The sequence below is a fragment of the Streptomyces sp. NPDC094034 genome (genome assembly GCF_040303865.1).
GTDB lineage: Bacteria > Actinomycetota > Actinomycetes > Streptomycetales > Streptomycetaceae > Streptomyces.
This window is the reverse complement of sequence record NZ_JBEOUD010000007.1, coordinates 77,435-91,439: the sequence shown is the minus strand read 5'-3', so window position 1 is coordinate 91,439 and position 14,005 is coordinate 77,435. Positions and strand designations below refer to the sequence as shown.

Below are 14,005 nucleotides of genomic sequence, written 5' to 3'. Positions count from 1 at the left end.
TCTGTCCGTCATATGAGCCACATCAGCCACATGAGCAAGGAGTGGGGTCGACCATGCCCTCTGAGAAGCCATTCGAAGTACCTTTCGAGGACGGACTCGGTGAGGCGCTGCGCCACACCGGCGAGACATTCGCGCCCACGGACCGGGCCGCCCTGGTGGATGCCGGGCTGACCCGGGGCCGGGGCCGGGTGGCCCGGCGGCGCGCCGCGGTGGTGACGGGCAGCGCGCTCGCGCTGGCCGCCGTGGGGATCGGCGGCGCCTACGGCGGCGGACTACTGGGCGGCGGACAAGGGGACGGCCGGCCCGACGAGACATCCGTGGCCGCGCCGCACCCCACGCCCACCGGCGCCACACCCACCGGCACCGCGCCCACTGGCCTCACGCCCGACGGCCCCGCGCCCACCGGCCTCACGCCCACTGGCCCCGCGCCGAGCGCGGACGCGGACCTCGTAGGGATTCTCGCCGGGCTGCTTCCCGCCGGAGAGCTGAAGAATCCGACGACGAACACGTCCGACACCTCGGACTTCCGGAGCGTGCGCGGAGTCTTCGACGACGGGAAGGGCGACGCCGAGATCTCGGTCGGTCTCACCCGCGCCGACGGCCCCCAAGCGGACCAGCAGGTGGCCTGCCCCGACAAGGTGTTCATCACCTACGACAACTGCGTCGAATCCGAACTGGCCGACGGCTCACGGCTCATGGTCTTCCAGGGGTACGAGTACCCGGACCGCCGCGAGGACACCAAGTACTGGCGGGCCGTCCTGCACACCTCCGACGGTTTCCTGGTCGACGCGAGCGAGTACAACGCCCCGGCACAGAAGGGGGCCAAGATCACCCGCGCCGATCCGCCGCTGAACCCCGCGCAGTTGAAGGCGCTGGTCAGCTCGGACGAGTGGCGCGGTCAGCTGAACGAGCTGCCCGCCGCGCCGACCGCACGACCGCCGGCCGGCGGGGGCTCCGAAGCCCCGGCCGACCCGGAGGGCGCGGACATCCGTAAGACGCTCACCTCGCTGCTCCCCGCCGGGCTGCGGGTGAGAGACGAGGGCGGCCAGGAGGGATTCGCGTATCTGGTGGTGGACGACGGCAAGGGCCGGAGTTACCTCCAGATCAATGTGCAGCCCAACATGGGGGACGTCGTGGGCGAACTGTTCCCCGGCGCGACCGAACTGCCGGACGGCACGCTGCTCAAGACCTCGAAAACGGACGGCGAGAAGGGCATCGACGGCATCAAGATGTGGACCGCCGACACCATCAGGCCCGACGGGCTGCGTGTCGTCGTCTCCGCCTTCAACGCGGCCGACCAGAAAAGCCCGGCCACCCGCGAGAACCCCGCGCTCACCATGAAGCAACTCACGGCGATCGCGACCAGCGAGAAGTGGCTGACGCGGCCGTAGCCCACCAGGGCGCGCGAGCCCGGCAAGATCCCAACGCAAGGCCCTAGCCCTCACTTCGCGTCGGAGTACCGCTCCACCGTCGCCGTCGTGAACGGAAACCGCACCGGCGTCTCCCCGAAGGCGATCCGCCCGGCCAGCTCCCCGGCCGCGCGGATCGCCTCGGCCACTTCCCCGGCCTCCTCCCGCGGGCAGTGCACGATCACCTCGTCGTGCTGGAAGAAGACCAGCTCCGCCCGCATTCCGGCGGTCGCCCGCCGCAGCGCGGCCAGCATCAGCAGGGCCCAGTCGGCCGCGCTGCCCTGGACGACGAAATTACGGGTGAAGCGACCGCGCGCCCGTCCGTTCGACGACGCGTATCCCGGGGTGAACTCGCCGCCGGACGAGGCGGATCCCTCCCCGTCCGTCCCCGGCGCCGGGGATATCTCCTGCGGGATCCCCGCCTCGCCGTCGTCATCCTCGGCCCCGGCCGCTCGCGGACTCGTCCGCCCCAGCCAGGTCCGTACGAGCCTGCCCTCCTCACCCGCCCGCGCCGCGTCGTCCACATACGCCACGGCCAGCGGGAACCTCCGGCGCAGCGCCGCCAGGTTCTTCAGCCCGTCGCCGGACGTCTGGCCGTAGATCGCCCCCAGCAGCGCGAGCTTCGCATGGGCGCGGTCGCCCGAGAACGCACGGGCGGAGAGCGTCGTGTAGAGATCACCCTCGTGTCCCGCCACCTCCATCAGCCCCGGGTCCCGGGAGATCGCGGCCAGCACCCGCGGCTCCATCTGGTCGGCGTCGGCCACCACCAGCCGCCAGCCCTCGTCGGCGACGACCGCCCGCCGGATGACCTTGGGGATCTGGAGTGCACCGCCGCCATTGGTCGTCCACCGGCCCGAGACCGTACCGCCCGGCAGATACTCGGGCCTGAACCGGCCGTCCCGTACCCAGTCCTGGAGCCAGCTCCAGCCGTGCGCCGTCCAGACGCGGTACAGCTTCTTGTACTCGATCAGCGGCTCCACCGCCGGATGGTCGATCTCCGCCAGCTCCCAGCGCCGGGTGGACTTCACCTTGATACCGGCCTGTCCGAAGGCCCGCACCACATCCGCCGGCAGATCCGGCCGCACCCGCCGCCCGAACGCCGCCGACACCTCGTCCGCCAGCTCCGCGAGCCGCCGGGGCTCACCGCCGCCCGCGTACCGCTCGCCGAGCAGTTCCTCCAGCACCTCACGGTGCACATCCGCGCGCCAGGGCAGCCCCGCGCGGTGCATCTCGGCGGCCACCAGCATCCCCGCCGACTCCGACGCGGTGAGCAGTCGCATCCGCCCGGGGTGCTCGGCGGTCGCAAGGCGTCGCTGCTGCTCCCCGTACACATCGAGCAGCCCCTCGAACGGCACCTCCACGCCCGCGTGCGGCTCGAACAGCGACGACTGCGACCCCGGCTCCGCCGACCGGGGCGGCGGGTCGGGCGGCACCGGCGCGTTCCGCAGCCTGGCCCAGGCGGCCGCGGCCGACCGGGGCTCGCCGAGCCGCCCCTCGTGGCCGAGCAGCAGCAGCTCGGCCGCCTCGATGTCATAGCACCGCTCGACCCGCACCCCCGCGGCGAGCAGCCGCGGATACACCTCGGCGGTGGAGCGCCACACCCAGCGTCCGACCTCCGGCAGCCGGGTCCTGACCGCCGCGACAAGATCCGGCTCCCGTGCCACCGGTCCGGCCGGGTGGCCGTCCGCGCCCAGCGGCACGAGCAGCGCGCCGCCGCCGTCCGCCGGGGCGAGAGCCCATCGTTCGGTCATACCGCCGAGTCTCGCAGGAGGGTCTGACAACGACGGGGGATCCGTCCGGCAGGCGAGCCGGGCCGGACGACGGGAGGATCGAATCCGGAACCTGCACGTCCGTACCGAATGGAGGCTGAGATGCGAGCGATCGTTTTCGAGGAGTTCGGCGGCCCGGATGTCCTGCACGTCAAGGAGATCACCGAGCCGCACGCGGGCCCCGGTGAGATCCGGGTGGCCGTGAAGGCGGCGGGCGTCAACCCGATGGACTACAAGATCCGCCACGGATGGATGGAACAGGCCTTCGCCACCCCGCTGCCCGCCGTGCCCGGTCTGGAGATCGCCGGGGTGGTGGACGAGGTCGGCGCCGGGGTCACGGACGTCGCCGTCGGCGATGACGTGCTGGGGTGGTCCGCCACCGGTGCCTACGCGCAGTACGCCCTGGCCGGGACGGCCGTACGCAAACCCGCCTCGCTGGGGTGGGCCGAGGCCGCGGCGATCCCGGTCGCCGGGGAGACCGCCGCGCGGGTGCTCGACGAACTGGCGCTGCGCGACGGCGAGACCCTGCTGCTGCACGGGGCGGCGGGAGCCGTCGGGTCGATGGCGGCGCAGCTCGCGACGGCCCGTGGCACGGTCGTGATCGGCACGGCGTCCCCCGCCAACCACGCGTACGTGCGCTCGCTGGGCGCCATCCCCGTGACCTACGGCGACGGGCTGGTCGAACGCGTCCGCGAGGTCGCGCCACAGGGCGTGGACGCGGTCTTCGACACGGCGGGCAAGGGAGCGCTGCCCGACTCGATCGAGCTGCGCGGCGGGACGACCGACCGGATCGTGACCATCGCCGACCCCTCCGCCGCCGAACTCGGCGTGACCTTCTCGTCCGGCGGGGCCGGCAGCTCGACGCCCGAGAAGAAGCGCGCGGGCCTCGCGGAGAACGCCCGCCTGGCGGCGGAGGGCGCGCTGCGGCTGCGGATCGCCGGTACGTTCCCGCTCGCGGAAGCGGCACAAGCGCAGCAGACGAGCGAGAACGGTCACGCGAACGGGAAGCTCGTCCTGACGCCCTGAGCCGGCACGCGCCGAGCGGCGGGACGTATAACGCTCGGCCCGACGAGTCGGAACGGCCAAAACAGCCCGAACGCCCGGAACAGCCGGAACGGCCCGAACGGCCGGAACAGCCGGAACGGCGGGTGCGACCTCGTATGGGTGATGTGGCATGGCGGCACTCCTCTCGGGCAACATAGGTTGCTTTCGGTGACCTATTGATGTCCGAGAGTAACGATGCTCACTGACAGTGGACTTGCGCACGATGTCTACGACCAGGGTCCGCCCTGGTTGCCCCTCACGAGGATCCCGCTCCCGCACAGGCCGGAGGCGGCTCCCAAGGCCCGCCGCCACGCCCGTGAGGTCCTCGCGCTGCGCCGGGTGGACGGTGAGCTGATCGCCACGGTCGAGCTGGCGGTCAGTGAACTCGTCACCAATGCCGTGCGGCACGGCATCTGCCTCTGCGGCTGCACCCGTGGCACGGTCTCCCTCACCCTGCTGCGCACGGGGGGCCGCCTGCGCGTCGAGGTCGCCGATCCGTCCCGTACGCCCCCGAGGTGGCCCACGGGGATCGAGTCGGTCGACGCGGAGGCGGCGGAGGGCCGGGGGTTGCTGCTGGTGACGGCCCTGGCGGCGGACTGGGGCGACCAGGCGGGCGCCACGCGGGGAAAGGTGGTGTGGTGCGAATTCGCCCCCGCTGCCCCCGCTGCCCCCGCCGCCCCGCGCCGCCCCCGCCGCCCTTGACGCACCCGCCCGGCCGCCCTTGACGCACCCGCCGCCCCCACCGTGAGGCCGTCCGCGAGACAGAGCCGCGCCCCCGGCTCAGTCCGCCAACTCGCGGATCACCCGCGCGGGATTGCCCACCGCCAGCACACCCGCCGGAAGATCCTTCGTCACCACCGACCCCGCGCCGACCACCGTGTTCTCGCCGATCGTCACTCCCGGGCAGACGATCACCCCGCCGCCCAGCCAGACGTTGTCACCGATCGTCACCGGCGACGCCTTCTCCCAGCCCGCGCGGCGCCGTGCCGCGCCGAGTTCATGGGTCGGGGTGAGGAGTTGGACATTCGGCCCGATCTGGACGTCCGAACCGACGGTGATCGGCGCCGCGTCGAGAAAGACCGCGTTGAAGTTGATGAACGTACGGGCGCCGATACTGATGTATGTCCCGTAGTCGCACTGGAAGGGCGGCCGGATGCGGACATCCTCCCCCACCGAACCGAGCAGTTCTGTGAGGATCCTGGTGCGATCGGCCGGCGCGGCGCCGCCGTTCGCGTTGAACGCCGCGCACAGCGCGAAGCGCCGTTCGGTGTCCGTGCCCAGTTCCTCGTCGTCGGGGACGTACCACTCTCCGGCCAGCATGCGCCGCTTGTTCTCGCCCATGGGTGCCCTCCCTGACATTGGTTGAAGGCGTCCACGGTAGTACGCCGTACGAAAACGGCGATGAGATATCCACAGCCTGTGGACAAGGGTCGCGGATACGGACCTGCGACCATCGGAACGCGGCAAGGAGCGGTTCCGAGGAGGCACCCCGCATGATCATGGAACACACAGAGGCCGCGGCATGAGCGACCAGGACGCCGCCGGCGCGGCGGCCCGTACCGTCGAGCGCGCCCTCGCGGCCGTACTCTCCGCGCGGTCCGGGGACCGCGGCGGCGCCGACGGCATCGACACCGGCGCCTCCCTCCTCGCCGCGGATCCGGCGGCGGACGCCGAACTGCGGCTGCGCGGTGCGCAGTTCGTGCGGCTGGCATGGGAACGCGGCTGGCAGCCCGCCGATGTCGTACGGCTCGTACGCCGCGACCTCGACGGCTCGCACCTGCGGATCTTCGCCGAGCTGACGGCGGCGGAGGCGCGGCGTTATGAGCGGCTGCCGCCGCGCTGGGCCGCCCAGCTCGCGGATCTCGACGAGGAGCGGGAAGCGCGTCCCCACCGGACCGACCGCTTCTCGTACGCCACCGCCGTACTGGAGTTGTATCTGCTGCTCGTCCGGCTGCCCGCGATCGAACCGGTCGGTCCTGTGCCCGGTACGCCCCTCCATGTGGCCGCCCCCGCGGACGGCGAGCCGCGCATGCTCACCCGGATCCGCGCCCTGCTCGCCAAGGCGGAGGCGACCGGTTACCCGCAGGAGGCGGAGGCGCTGACCGCCAAGGCGCAGGAGCTGATGGCGCGGCACAGCATCGACGAGGCGCTGCTCGCCGACCGTACGCACCGGGGCGATGTGCCCGGCGCGTGCCGTATCGGGGTGGACGCTCCCTACGAGACGGCGAAGGCGATCCTGCTCGACGCCGTGGCCTCGGCGAACCGCTGCCGCGCCGTCTGGAACAGCGCGTACGGCTTCTCGACGGTCGTCGGCTTCGAGCCGGACCTGGAGGCGGTCGAACTGCTCCATACCTCACTGCTGGTTCAGGGAACGGCCGCGATGACCCGTGCGGAGGCCGGACAGCGCGCGGCCGGGCGCAAGCGGACGAAGACATTCCGGCAGTCGTTCCTGCTGGCGTACGCTCACCGCATCGGCGAACGCCTGGCCCTGGCCACGGAACAGGCGACGGAACAGGCGGCGGAGCAGGCGGCGGCGGAGCGGTCGACGGAGGAGCGAGCGGACCGGCCGGACAAGGGCGTTGGCGGGCTGCTGCCCGTACTCGCCGCCCGCGAGGTGGCGGTGGCCGACCGTATGGACCGGATGTTCCCGGAGACGGTGGCCACGCGCGTGCGGGGGGCGACGGACGCCGAGGGCTGGACCCATGGGACCTCCGCGGCGAACGCGGCGCGGGTGCCGGGCGGACCGGGCCCGGCCGACGGACCGGACTCGGCCGACAGGCCGGGCGGAACGGATCGGCGCGGCCGTATCCGCCCCGCCCCCTGACCGCGTCACGGCGCGGTCAGCACGGCATCACGGCGTTACGGCGTCGGCAGGTCCGTCGGCAGATCGCCCGACAGTCCGTCCGGCAGCTTGTTGTCCCCGGCCTTCGCCAGCGTGTCCCGCACACCCTTGCCCCAGGAGATCACCAGGGTCTTGCCGTCATTCGACTCGATCGTCCCCATGGTGCGGTCGGTGTCGCCGTCGGCGCACTTGAGGGAGAACATCGGCTCGCCCATGTCCTCCACCGCGCCCTGGCAGACATGTTGGTCCGCGACGAGCGCGACCTTGCCGGACTTGACCGACAGCGCGACGGTCTTGCCGTCGCTCAGCCCGGCCCAGGTGCCCTCGACGCTCGCCGCGGCAGCGTCCGCGCCGGAGCCCGCGCCGGATCCGGAGTCCGCGGTCGAACCGGAGCCCTCGCCGCTGGTCGCGCTCGGTGCCGTGGCGCCGCCCCCGTCCTTGGCCGAGTCGTCGCCGTCCCCGCCGCAGCCTGTGAGCGTGAGTGCGAGTGCCACGACGAGCCCGGTCGTGGCCGCGCTGGTCCGTACGAGATTCCGCACGTTCAAGTACCCCCTGGGGTCGGTGCCCGGACCGCGCAAAACTACCAGGAGGACTTGCGCACTCCCGGAAGGAATCCGGCGTGCGCCTGCTCGCGCATCCGCACCCTGGACAGGCCGAACTTCCTGAGATGGCCGCGTGGCCGGCCGTCCACGCTGTCGCGGTTGCGCACCCGCGTGGCGCTCGCGTCACGCGGCTGACGTCGCAATTCCTCCCGTGCGGCCAGCCGTTGCCCCTCGGGCGTGCCGGGGCGCCGGATCACCTCCTTCAACTCGGCGCGGCGCGCGGCGTATCGCTCCACGACCTCTTTGCGCCGCTCATTGCGGACGATCTTGCTCTTCTTCGCCATCAGACGTTTACCCCCCGGGCACGGATCCGGGCGACGGCGGCCTCGATGCCGATGGAGTCGATGGTCTTGATCGCCTTCGCACTGAGGGTGAGCCGGACATGCCTGCCCTCGCTCGGCAGCCAGTAGCGCTTGCGCTGGATGTTGGGGTCGAAGCGGCGCGCGGTGCGCCGGTGCGAGTGGGAGATCTGATGGCCGAAGCCGGGCTTGGCCCCGGTCAGCCGGCAGTGGGCGGACAAGGTCACACATCCTTCTTTTTGGAAATGGAAACCATTTCCATATACTAGCCCCATGCCACGCAATGAACTGCGCCCGATCATCAAGCTCCGCTCCACCGCGGGGACCGGCTACACGTACGTCACCCGCAAGAACCGCCGTAACAACCCCGACCGCCTGACGCTGCGCAAGTACGACCCGCTCCTGCGCCGGCACACCGACTTCCGCGAAGAACGCTGACGACAGATCGCCGGCGGCGGAACGCACGAGAGCACGCGGACGAGAGACCGCGGACAAGAGAACGCAGACAAGAGAACGCAGACAAGAGAACGAAGAGGCCGTCATGAAGCCCGGAATCCACCCCGCGTACCAGCCCGTCGTCTTCCGCGACAAGGCCGCCGACTACGCCTTCCTCACCCGCTCGACCGCGACGGCCGAGAAGACGGTCGTCTGGGAGGACGGCCACACCTACCCCGTCGTCGATGTCGAGATCTCCTCGGCGAGCCACCCCTTCTATACGGGTACCGCCCGCGTCCTCGACACCGCCGGCCGCGTGGAGCGCTTCGAGCGCCGCTACGGCCGCCGCCCCGGGGCCCGTTGATGGGCGACATCGACAGCAGACTGCCCGTCGCGATCGTCTGCGGGCTGCACTCCGACGCCCGCAAGGCGGCCGTACGGCGACTTCTCGCCACCGTGCCCGGCAGCGTCGCGCTCCACCACGATCTGTCGACGGCCACCCGCGGCACCGTCGTGCGGACCGTCCACGACGCCACCGCGCTGCTCTCCACGGGCGAGGCGGCACTGGTCAACGACTGTGCCTGCTGCGCCCTGCGGGAAGATCTCGTACCCGAGCTGGAACGGCTCGCCGACGGTGGTCTCACCCGCCTCGCGATCGTCGAGTTGTGGGACTCGGTCGAGCCCCGGGCCATGGCCGAGGTCATCGCCGCGCACGGCGAGCGGCTTGTCGTCAGCGCGGTGCTGACCGCGGTCGACCCGGCGCTGCTGCTGCCGTACCTCGGCAACGGCGACGATCTGGCCGATGCCGGGCTCGCGGCCGCCGCCTCCGACCAGCGGACGATCGCCGACACATGGGCGCGGCAGCTGGAGTACGCGCCGGTCCTCGCCGTCGTGGACAGCCCGCTCGCGGACGACGAGGACCACGCGCTGCTCGCCCAACTGCATCCGACGGCACAGCGGATACGGATCGACGGCGAGGGCGCGTCGGCCGGGGAACTGGCCGCCGTCGCGCTCGGCGGATTCGATGTCGAGGCCGCCGCCGCCCGTCAGCACCCGGCCTGTGCGCTGCTGCCGCAGGAGGCGGACGAGTGCGGGGTCGGTACATACGTCTGGCACCGCGCGCGCCCCTTCCATCCGGAGCGGCTGTACCAGGCGCTGGAGGATCTGTGCTGCGCCGCTGCCCGCAGCCGCGGCCGGTTCTGGCTCGCGGACCGCCCCGACACGCTCCTGCACTGGGACGCGGCCGGTGGCGCGCTCTGCGTGGAGAGTGTGGGCCCCTGGCTTGCGGCGCTGCCCGACGCCGCGTGGGAGACGGTCCCGCCGACGCGCAGGGCCGCCGCCTCGCTGGACTGGCACCCCTTGCACGGCGACCGCTGCCAGCATCTGGTCTTCACCTCGCCCGGTCTCGACCGGGAGGGCATCGGGCAATTGCTGGACTCCTGTCTGCTGACCGATGCCGAGTACGCCGCGGGCCGCGCCGCCTGGAAGCGCCTTCCGCCCGCCTTCGACACCCTCCTGGAGGTCTGATGTCCGCCCGTCGTGGGGACCGCAAGCCGCCCGTGCCCCGGCCCGGGCCCGCCGTCGGACCGCCGGCCCAGGCCCGCCGACCGTAGGCCGGCCGTACAGAGACTCCCCGCGCTCGAACCGCGCGGGGAGTTTTCCTGTGTTCGCGGGGTACCCGAACAACCAATCGGTCGGCGAGGGATCCGAAAGGCCCCGGATCGCGTCTCTATGGAGAAGCGGGGGCGACCGGGGGCCGGGGGCGGCGACTGTAACCAAAGGAACACCCCGCGTGCACGTGCATTTGCTCATGCATCAGCACATGAAACACAGCTATGATCCGAGAAAGTTGACGACTGCACCTTGCAACTCGGGGAGCGACCTGTGCACCACGTGTACAACGGCATTACGGCCACAGAGCTTCACGGAGTCGTCTGGCAGAAGAGCAGGCACAGCAACTCCCAGGGATCGTGCGTGGAGTTCGCCAAGCTGCCCGGCGGTGAGGTGGCGGTACGCAACTCACGCCACCCCGACGGTCCCGCGCTGGTCTACACGATCGCCGAGATCGAGGCCATGCTGCTGGGCGTCAAGGATGGCGAGTTCGACCATCTGACGGCGGGCGGCTGACCGACAAGGGGCGGCTGAGCGTACGGGGCGGCAAGCTCTGGCCAATATTCACGGCTTCCATGGCCTGATGGCCGAAACGGCACACCGGCAAGCCCGCTACCACCAGTACGCAGTACGAGCCTACGAGCACGGGCACCAGCACCAGCGCGCGAGCACCAGTACGTACCAGTGCCGGTAAGTGACGGCACCGGCCGGTCAGTCGGCCGTCCGCAGCTGGAACAGCGCCCAGACCACCTTGCCGTGCAGCGATCCCGCCAGCGGGTGCCAGCCCCAGGTGTCGCTGAACGACTCGACCAGGAACAGCCCCCGGCCGGACTCCGCCGCGCAGTCCTCCTCGGTCTTCCGCGCCTCGGGGCTCGCGTGGCTGGGGTCCCGTACCGCGCACACCAGCCGCGACGACCACCGCATCAGGTGCAGCCGTACGGAAGCGTCCTGGGGCTCGCGCGGGGTGTCGGCCGGCAGGGCGTGCCGCAGCGCGTTGGTGACGAGTTCGGAGACGACCAGCGCGACATCGTCGAAGCGGTCGCTCAGCTCCCACTGGGTCAGGGTGTTCCTGGTGAACTGCCGTGCCCCGCGCACCGCTTCATAGCGGGCGGGCAGCGCACACGACACCGAACCCGCAGCCGCCGAGGGGTCGATGGGGGGAAGCCCCTGCCTTAACGGCTCGAGCATGGTCGATCCATTCGTCCCCATGCGAGGCACTCCCGGGATTCGCGGCCGTAGCGTTACTGCGGTGGTCCAGCGTCAACATCACGTCAATCACGAACGAGCACGCAGGTGCGCGGGGACCATGCTTCCGAATGCGTACGGCAGATGCAAGGGCAGATGCACGTGCACGCGCCGGACTTCACCCCTCCCGTACCGTTTCTGGGGCATTTCTTCCCGTGACCAGTTTTACTCTCTCCGCAAAGCCTTCTTATTTCCGTAATCGAATGAGTACGGGCTGAAGCGTTTTGATGGCAGAATCCGGCACTTGGAGTTCGGGGGTGCTCCGGGGAGATCCACATGTGATGGGGAGGGTTGGAGACGTGACCGCAGCCGAATCGGGCGGTTCCGTGGTGCGGCGCATCCTGCTGGGCTCACAACTGAGGCGGCTGCGCGAGACGCGCGGCATCACACGTGAGGCCGCCGGCTACTCGATCCGCGCATCCGAGTCCAAGATCAGCCGTATGGAGTTGGGACGGGTGAGCTTCAAGGCCAGAGACATCGAGGACCTGCTGACCCTCTACGGGGTCGCCGACGAGGGCGAGCGCGCTGCCCTGCTCGGCCTTGCCCGGGAGGCGAATGTCGCGGGGTGGTGGCACAGCTTCGGCGATGTGCTGCCCGGCTGGTTCCAGACATATATCGGTCTCGAAGGTGCCGCCTCACTGATCCGTATCTATGAAGTGCAGTTCGTGCACGGTCTGTTGCAGACCGAGGCGTACGCGCACGCCGTCGTCACCCGCGGCCAGCCCGAGGCGCCCCGCGCCGAGGTGGACCGCCGTGTCGCGCTCCGGCTGGAGCGGCAGAAGGTCCTCGTGTCCGAGCGGGCACCGCGCTTTCACGCCATCCTCGACGAGGCGGCGCTGCGCCGCCCGTACGGCGAGCGCTCCGTGATGCAGGGGCAGTTGAGACATCTGATCGAGATCTCGGAGCAGCCCAACATCACGCTCCAGGTGATGCCCTTCAGCTTCGGCGGCCACGCGGGCGAGAGCGGCGCCTTCACCATGCTGAGCTTCCCCGAGTCGGATCTCTCCGACGTCGTCTTCCTGGAACAGCTGACCAGTGCGCTGTATCTGGACAAGAGCGAGGAGGTCGCCCAGTACGAACGGGTGATGGGGCGACTACAGAAGGACAGCCCGGGACCCGAGGAGAGCCGAGATGTCCTGCGCGGACTACTCCAACTGATCTGAGACATCAGTACGATGGCCTCATATCAGGAGTTTGCACCTGCAGCACCTGCAGTAAGGGATCGCATGTCCTACTTCACCGACCTGGCCCACCAGTACATCGACGGCGAGTGGCGGACCGGCAGCGGCTCGTGGGACATAATCGACTTCAATCCGTACAACGGGGAGAAGCTCGCGGCCATCACGATCGCCACGGTCCGGGAGATCGACGAGGCGTATCGCGCCGCCGAACGCGCCCAGCGCGACTGGGCCGCGACCAGTCCGTACACCCGCCGCCGGGTCTTCGAGCGTGTCCTCAGGCTGGTCGAGGAGCGCACGGACGACATCGTCGAGGCGATCATCGACGAGCTGGGCGGTACGCGGCTCAAGGCGGTGTACGAGGTCACTCTCGCGCAGGAGTTCCTGCGCGAGGCGATCCAGCTGTCGCTGCGCCCCGAGGGCCGGATCCTGCCGTCCCCGGTGGACGGCAAGGAGAACCGCGTCTACCGGTTGCCGGTCGGTGTCATCGGCGTGATCAGCCCCTTCAACTTCCCCTTCCTGGTGACGATCAAGTCGGTGGCGCCCGCGCTCGCGCTCGGCAACGCCGTCGTGATCAAGCCGAACCAGAACGCGCCCGTCGTCGGCGGCGGACTCATAGCCAAGCTCTTCGAGGACGCGGAGCTGCCGGCCGGACTGCTCAACGTCGTGGTGACGGACATCGCGGAGGTCGGGGACGCGCTCATCGAGCACCCCGTGCCGAAGGTGATCTCGTTCGCGGGCTCGGACCGGGTCGGCCGTCACGTCGGCGCCGTGGCGGGCGGCAACTTCAAACGGACCATTCTCGAACTGAGCGGCAACAGCGCGCTGGTCGTCCTCGACGATCTCGATGAGGCGGGGCTCGACTACGCGGTGAACGCGGCGGTCGTGAGCCGGTTCGTCTACCAGGGCCAGGTCTGTATGGCGGCCAACCGGATCCTGGTGGACCGGAGCGTCGAGAAGCGGTTCACCGAGAAGTTCGTGGCGAAGGTGGCGTCGCTCAGGACCGGTGATCCGCGCGACCCGAAGACCCAGATCGGCCCGGTCATCAACACCTTCCAGGCGGACGCCCTGACGGCGCTGGTGGACCAGGCGCTGGCGGAGGGCGCGACCGCGCTCGTACGGGGGCGTACGCGCGGCAATCTCGTGGAGCCGACGGTGCTCGCGGGGCTGGACGAGAGCTCCCCGCTGATGCGGCAGGAGATCTTCGGCCCTGTGGTGCTGCTGATCCCGTTCGACGGGGAGGACGAGGCGGTACGGCTCGCGAACAACACGCCGTACGGGCTGAGCGGGGCCGTGCACACCGCGAACGTGGAGCGTGGCGTTGCCTTCGCCAAGCGGATCGTGACGGGCATGATGCATGTCAACGACTCGACCGTGCAGGACGAGCCGCTGGTGGCCTTCGGCGGTGAGAAGTTCTCCGGGCTCGGCCGGCTCAACGGCGACGCGACGGTGGAGGCGTTCACGACGCAGAAGTGGATCTCGGTGCAGCACGGACGTAGCCCCTTCCCCTTCTGAGGCCCGGGAGCCGGCCGGTGCCGGTCCGGGCCCCGCGGGGGTGTCCGGCTCAGGGG

Annotated in this window: 16 protein-coding genes; 10 read left to right on the top strand and 6 right to left on the bottom strand. The window is 70.6% G+C overall.

Annotated elements, in window-relative coordinates; genetic code table 11:
* The first annotated feature begins 53 nt into the window (after positions 1-53).
* The gene (locus tag ABTZ59_RS09365; RefSeq protein ID WP_351393198.1) at positions 54-1,391 is read left to right on the top strand and encodes a hypothetical protein; all 1,338 of its coding nucleotides are present in this window, start codon (positions 54-56) and stop codon (positions 1,389-1,391) included.
* A 50-nt stretch (positions 1,392-1,441) separates the two neighbouring features.
* Here the strand turns inward: ABTZ59_RS09365 and ABTZ59_RS09360 are convergent, their stop codons facing one another.
* Positions 1,442-3,160 carry a bifunctional 3'-5' exonuclease/DNA polymerase gene (locus tag ABTZ59_RS09360; RefSeq protein WP_351393195.1) on the bottom strand — a complete coding sequence of 573 codons (1,719 nt, stop codon included), beginning with the start codon at positions 3,158-3,160 and terminating at the stop codon, positions 1,442-1,444.
* A gap of 120 nt (positions 3,161-3,280) precedes the next feature.
* Here ABTZ59_RS09360 and ABTZ59_RS09355 point away from each other — a divergent pair, with 120 nt between their 5' ends.
* The gene (locus ABTZ59_RS09355) at positions 3,281-4,204 is read left to right on the top strand and encodes an NADP-dependent oxidoreductase (RefSeq protein ID WP_351393192.1); all 924 of its coding nucleotides are present in this window, start codon (positions 3,281-3,283) and stop codon (positions 4,202-4,204) included.
* A 213-nt stretch (positions 4,205-4,417) separates the two neighbouring features.
* Positions 4,418-4,924, top strand: a complete 507-nt coding sequence (locus ABTZ59_RS09350) for an ATP-binding protein (protein ID WP_351393189.1) — start codon at positions 4,418-4,420, stop codon at positions 4,922-4,924.
* A 78-nt stretch (positions 4,925-5,002) separates the two neighbouring features.
* Here ABTZ59_RS09350 and ABTZ59_RS09345 read toward each other — a convergent pair whose 3' ends face one another.
* A complete protein-coding gene (locus tag ABTZ59_RS09345) occupies positions 5,003-5,563 on the bottom strand; it encodes a sugar O-acetyltransferase (protein ID WP_351393186.1) in 561 nt (186 codons plus the stop codon).
* A gap of 181 nt (positions 5,564-5,744) precedes the next feature.
* Between ABTZ59_RS09345 and ABTZ59_RS09340 the strand changes: the two genes are divergently transcribed.
* A complete protein-coding gene (locus ABTZ59_RS09340) occupies positions 5,745-7,046 on the top strand; it encodes a DUF2786 domain-containing protein (protein ID WP_351393182.1) in 1,302 nt (433 codons plus the stop codon).
* Positions 7,047-7,081: 35 nt separating this feature from the next.
* Here the strand turns inward: ABTZ59_RS09340 and ABTZ59_RS09335 are convergent, their stop codons facing one another.
* From ABTZ59_RS09335 to rpmB, 3 genes are read right to left on the bottom strand one after another with little or no spacing between them, the layout of a single operon-like run.
* A complete protein-coding gene (locus ABTZ59_RS09335) occupies positions 7,082-7,603 on the bottom strand; it encodes a hypothetical protein (RefSeq protein ID WP_351393516.1) in 522 nt (173 codons plus the stop codon).
* A 41-nt stretch (positions 7,604-7,644) separates the two neighbouring features.
* A complete protein-coding gene (gene rpsN, locus ABTZ59_RS09330; RefSeq protein ID WP_351393180.1) occupies positions 7,645-7,950 on the bottom strand; it encodes a 30S ribosomal protein S14 in 306 nt (101 codons plus the stop codon).
* A complete protein-coding gene (rpmB, locus tag ABTZ59_RS09325) occupies positions 7,950-8,186 on the bottom strand; it encodes a 50S ribosomal protein L28 (protein ID WP_351393513.1) in 237 nt (78 codons plus the stop codon). Before rpmB ends, rpsN begins: the two co-directional genes overlap by 1 nt.
* 52 nt (positions 8,187-8,238) lie before the next feature.
* On the opposite strand from rpmB, the gene rpmG reads away from it, so the two are divergent.
* From rpmG to ABTZ59_RS09305, 4 genes are all read left to right on the top strand, one after another.
* On the top strand, positions 8,239-8,403 hold the full coding sequence (gene rpmG / locus ABTZ59_RS09320) for a 50S ribosomal protein L33 (RefSeq protein WP_249952856.1): 165 nt from the start codon (positions 8,239-8,241) through the stop codon (positions 8,401-8,403).
* 103 nt (positions 8,404-8,506) lie between these two features.
* Complete coding sequence (locus tag ABTZ59_RS09315; RefSeq protein WP_351393177.1) at positions 8,507-8,764, top strand: type B 50S ribosomal protein L31; 258 nt, start codon at positions 8,507-8,509, stop codon at positions 8,762-8,764.
* Positions 8,764-9,927, top strand: coding sequence for a CobW family GTP-binding protein (locus tag ABTZ59_RS09310; RefSeq protein ID WP_351393174.1), 1,164 nt, complete (start codon positions 8,764-8,766; stop codon positions 9,925-9,927). The genes ABTZ59_RS09315 and ABTZ59_RS09310 overlap by 1 nt, the downstream gene beginning before the upstream one ends.
* A gap of 357 nt (positions 9,928-10,284) precedes the next feature.
* Entirely contained in the window at positions 10,285-10,527 is a 243-nt protein-coding gene (locus tag ABTZ59_RS09305) for a DUF397 domain-containing protein (RefSeq protein ID WP_030354490.1), read from the top strand.
* 195 nt (positions 10,528-10,722) lie between these two features.
* Here ABTZ59_RS09305 and ABTZ59_RS09300 read toward each other — a convergent pair whose 3' ends face one another.
* Positions 10,723-11,220, bottom strand: a complete 498-nt coding sequence (locus ABTZ59_RS09300) for an ATP-binding protein (protein ID WP_351393169.1) — start codon at positions 11,218-11,220, stop codon at positions 10,723-10,725.
* A gap of 317 nt (positions 11,221-11,537) precedes the next feature.
* On the opposite strand from ABTZ59_RS09300, the gene ABTZ59_RS09295 reads away from it, so the two are divergent.
* Positions 11,538-12,419 carry a Sco1979 family transcriptional regulator gene (locus tag ABTZ59_RS09295; RefSeq protein ID WP_249952860.1) on the top strand — a complete coding sequence of 294 codons (882 nt, stop codon included), beginning with the start codon at positions 11,538-11,540 and terminating at the stop codon, positions 12,417-12,419.
* A gap of 63 nt (positions 12,420-12,482) precedes the next feature.
* Positions 12,483-13,949, top strand: coding sequence for an aldehyde dehydrogenase family protein (locus tag ABTZ59_RS09290; protein WP_351393165.1), 1,467 nt, complete (start codon positions 12,483-12,485; stop codon positions 13,947-13,949).
* Positions 13,950-14,005: the final 56 nt, after the last annotated feature.

What these genes read in the sequence shown, in the direction of transcription:
- ABTZ59_RS09345 (WP_351393186.1), bottom strand. Translation starts at nt 5,563, where the DNA reads ATGGGCGAGAACAAGCGGCGCATGCTGGCCGGAGAGTGGTACGTCCCC.
- ABTZ59_RS09315 (WP_351393177.1), top strand. Translation starts at nt 8,507, where the DNA reads ATGAAGCCCGGAATCCACCCCGCGTACCAGCCCGTCGTCTTCCGCGAC.
- rpsN (WP_351393180.1), bottom strand. Translation starts at nt 7,950, where the DNA reads ATGGCGAAGAAGAGCAAGATCGTCCGCAATGAGCGGCGCAAAGAGGTC.
- ABTZ59_RS09295 (WP_249952860.1), top strand. Translation starts at nt 11,538, where the DNA reads ATGGGGAGGGTTGGAGACGTGACCGCAGCCGAATCGGGCGGTTCCGTG.
- ABTZ59_RS09290 (WP_351393165.1), top strand. Translation starts at nt 12,483, where the DNA reads ATGTCCTACTTCACCGACCTGGCCCACCAGTACATCGACGGCGAGTGG.
- ABTZ59_RS09355 (WP_351393192.1), top strand. Translation starts at nt 3,281, where the DNA reads ATGCGAGCGATCGTTTTCGAGGAGTTCGGCGGCCCGGATGTCCTGCAC.
- ABTZ59_RS09365 (WP_351393198.1), top strand. Translation starts at nt 54, where the DNA reads ATGCCCTCTGAGAAGCCATTCGAAGTACCTTTCGAGGACGGACTCGGT.
- ABTZ59_RS09310 (WP_351393174.1), top strand. Translation starts at nt 8,764, where the DNA reads ATGGGCGACATCGACAGCAGACTGCCCGTCGCGATCGTCTGCGGGCTG.
- rpmG (WP_249952856.1), top strand. Translation starts at nt 8,239, where the DNA reads ATGCCACGCAATGAACTGCGCCCGATCATCAAGCTCCGCTCCACCGCG.
- ABTZ59_RS09350 (WP_351393189.1), top strand. Translation starts at nt 4,418, where the DNA reads ATGCTCACTGACAGTGGACTTGCGCACGATGTCTACGACCAGGGTCCG.
- ABTZ59_RS09360 (WP_351393195.1), bottom strand. Translation starts at nt 3,160, where the DNA reads ATGACCGAACGATGGGCTCTCGCCCCGGCGGACGGCGGCGGCGCGCTG.
- ABTZ59_RS09340 (WP_351393182.1), top strand. Translation starts at nt 5,745, where the DNA reads ATGAGCGACCAGGACGCCGCCGGCGCGGCGGCCCGTACCGTCGAGCGC.
- ABTZ59_RS09300 (WP_351393169.1), bottom strand. Translation starts at nt 11,220, where the DNA reads ATGGGGACGAATGGATCGACCATGCTCGAGCCGTTAAGGCAGGGGCTT.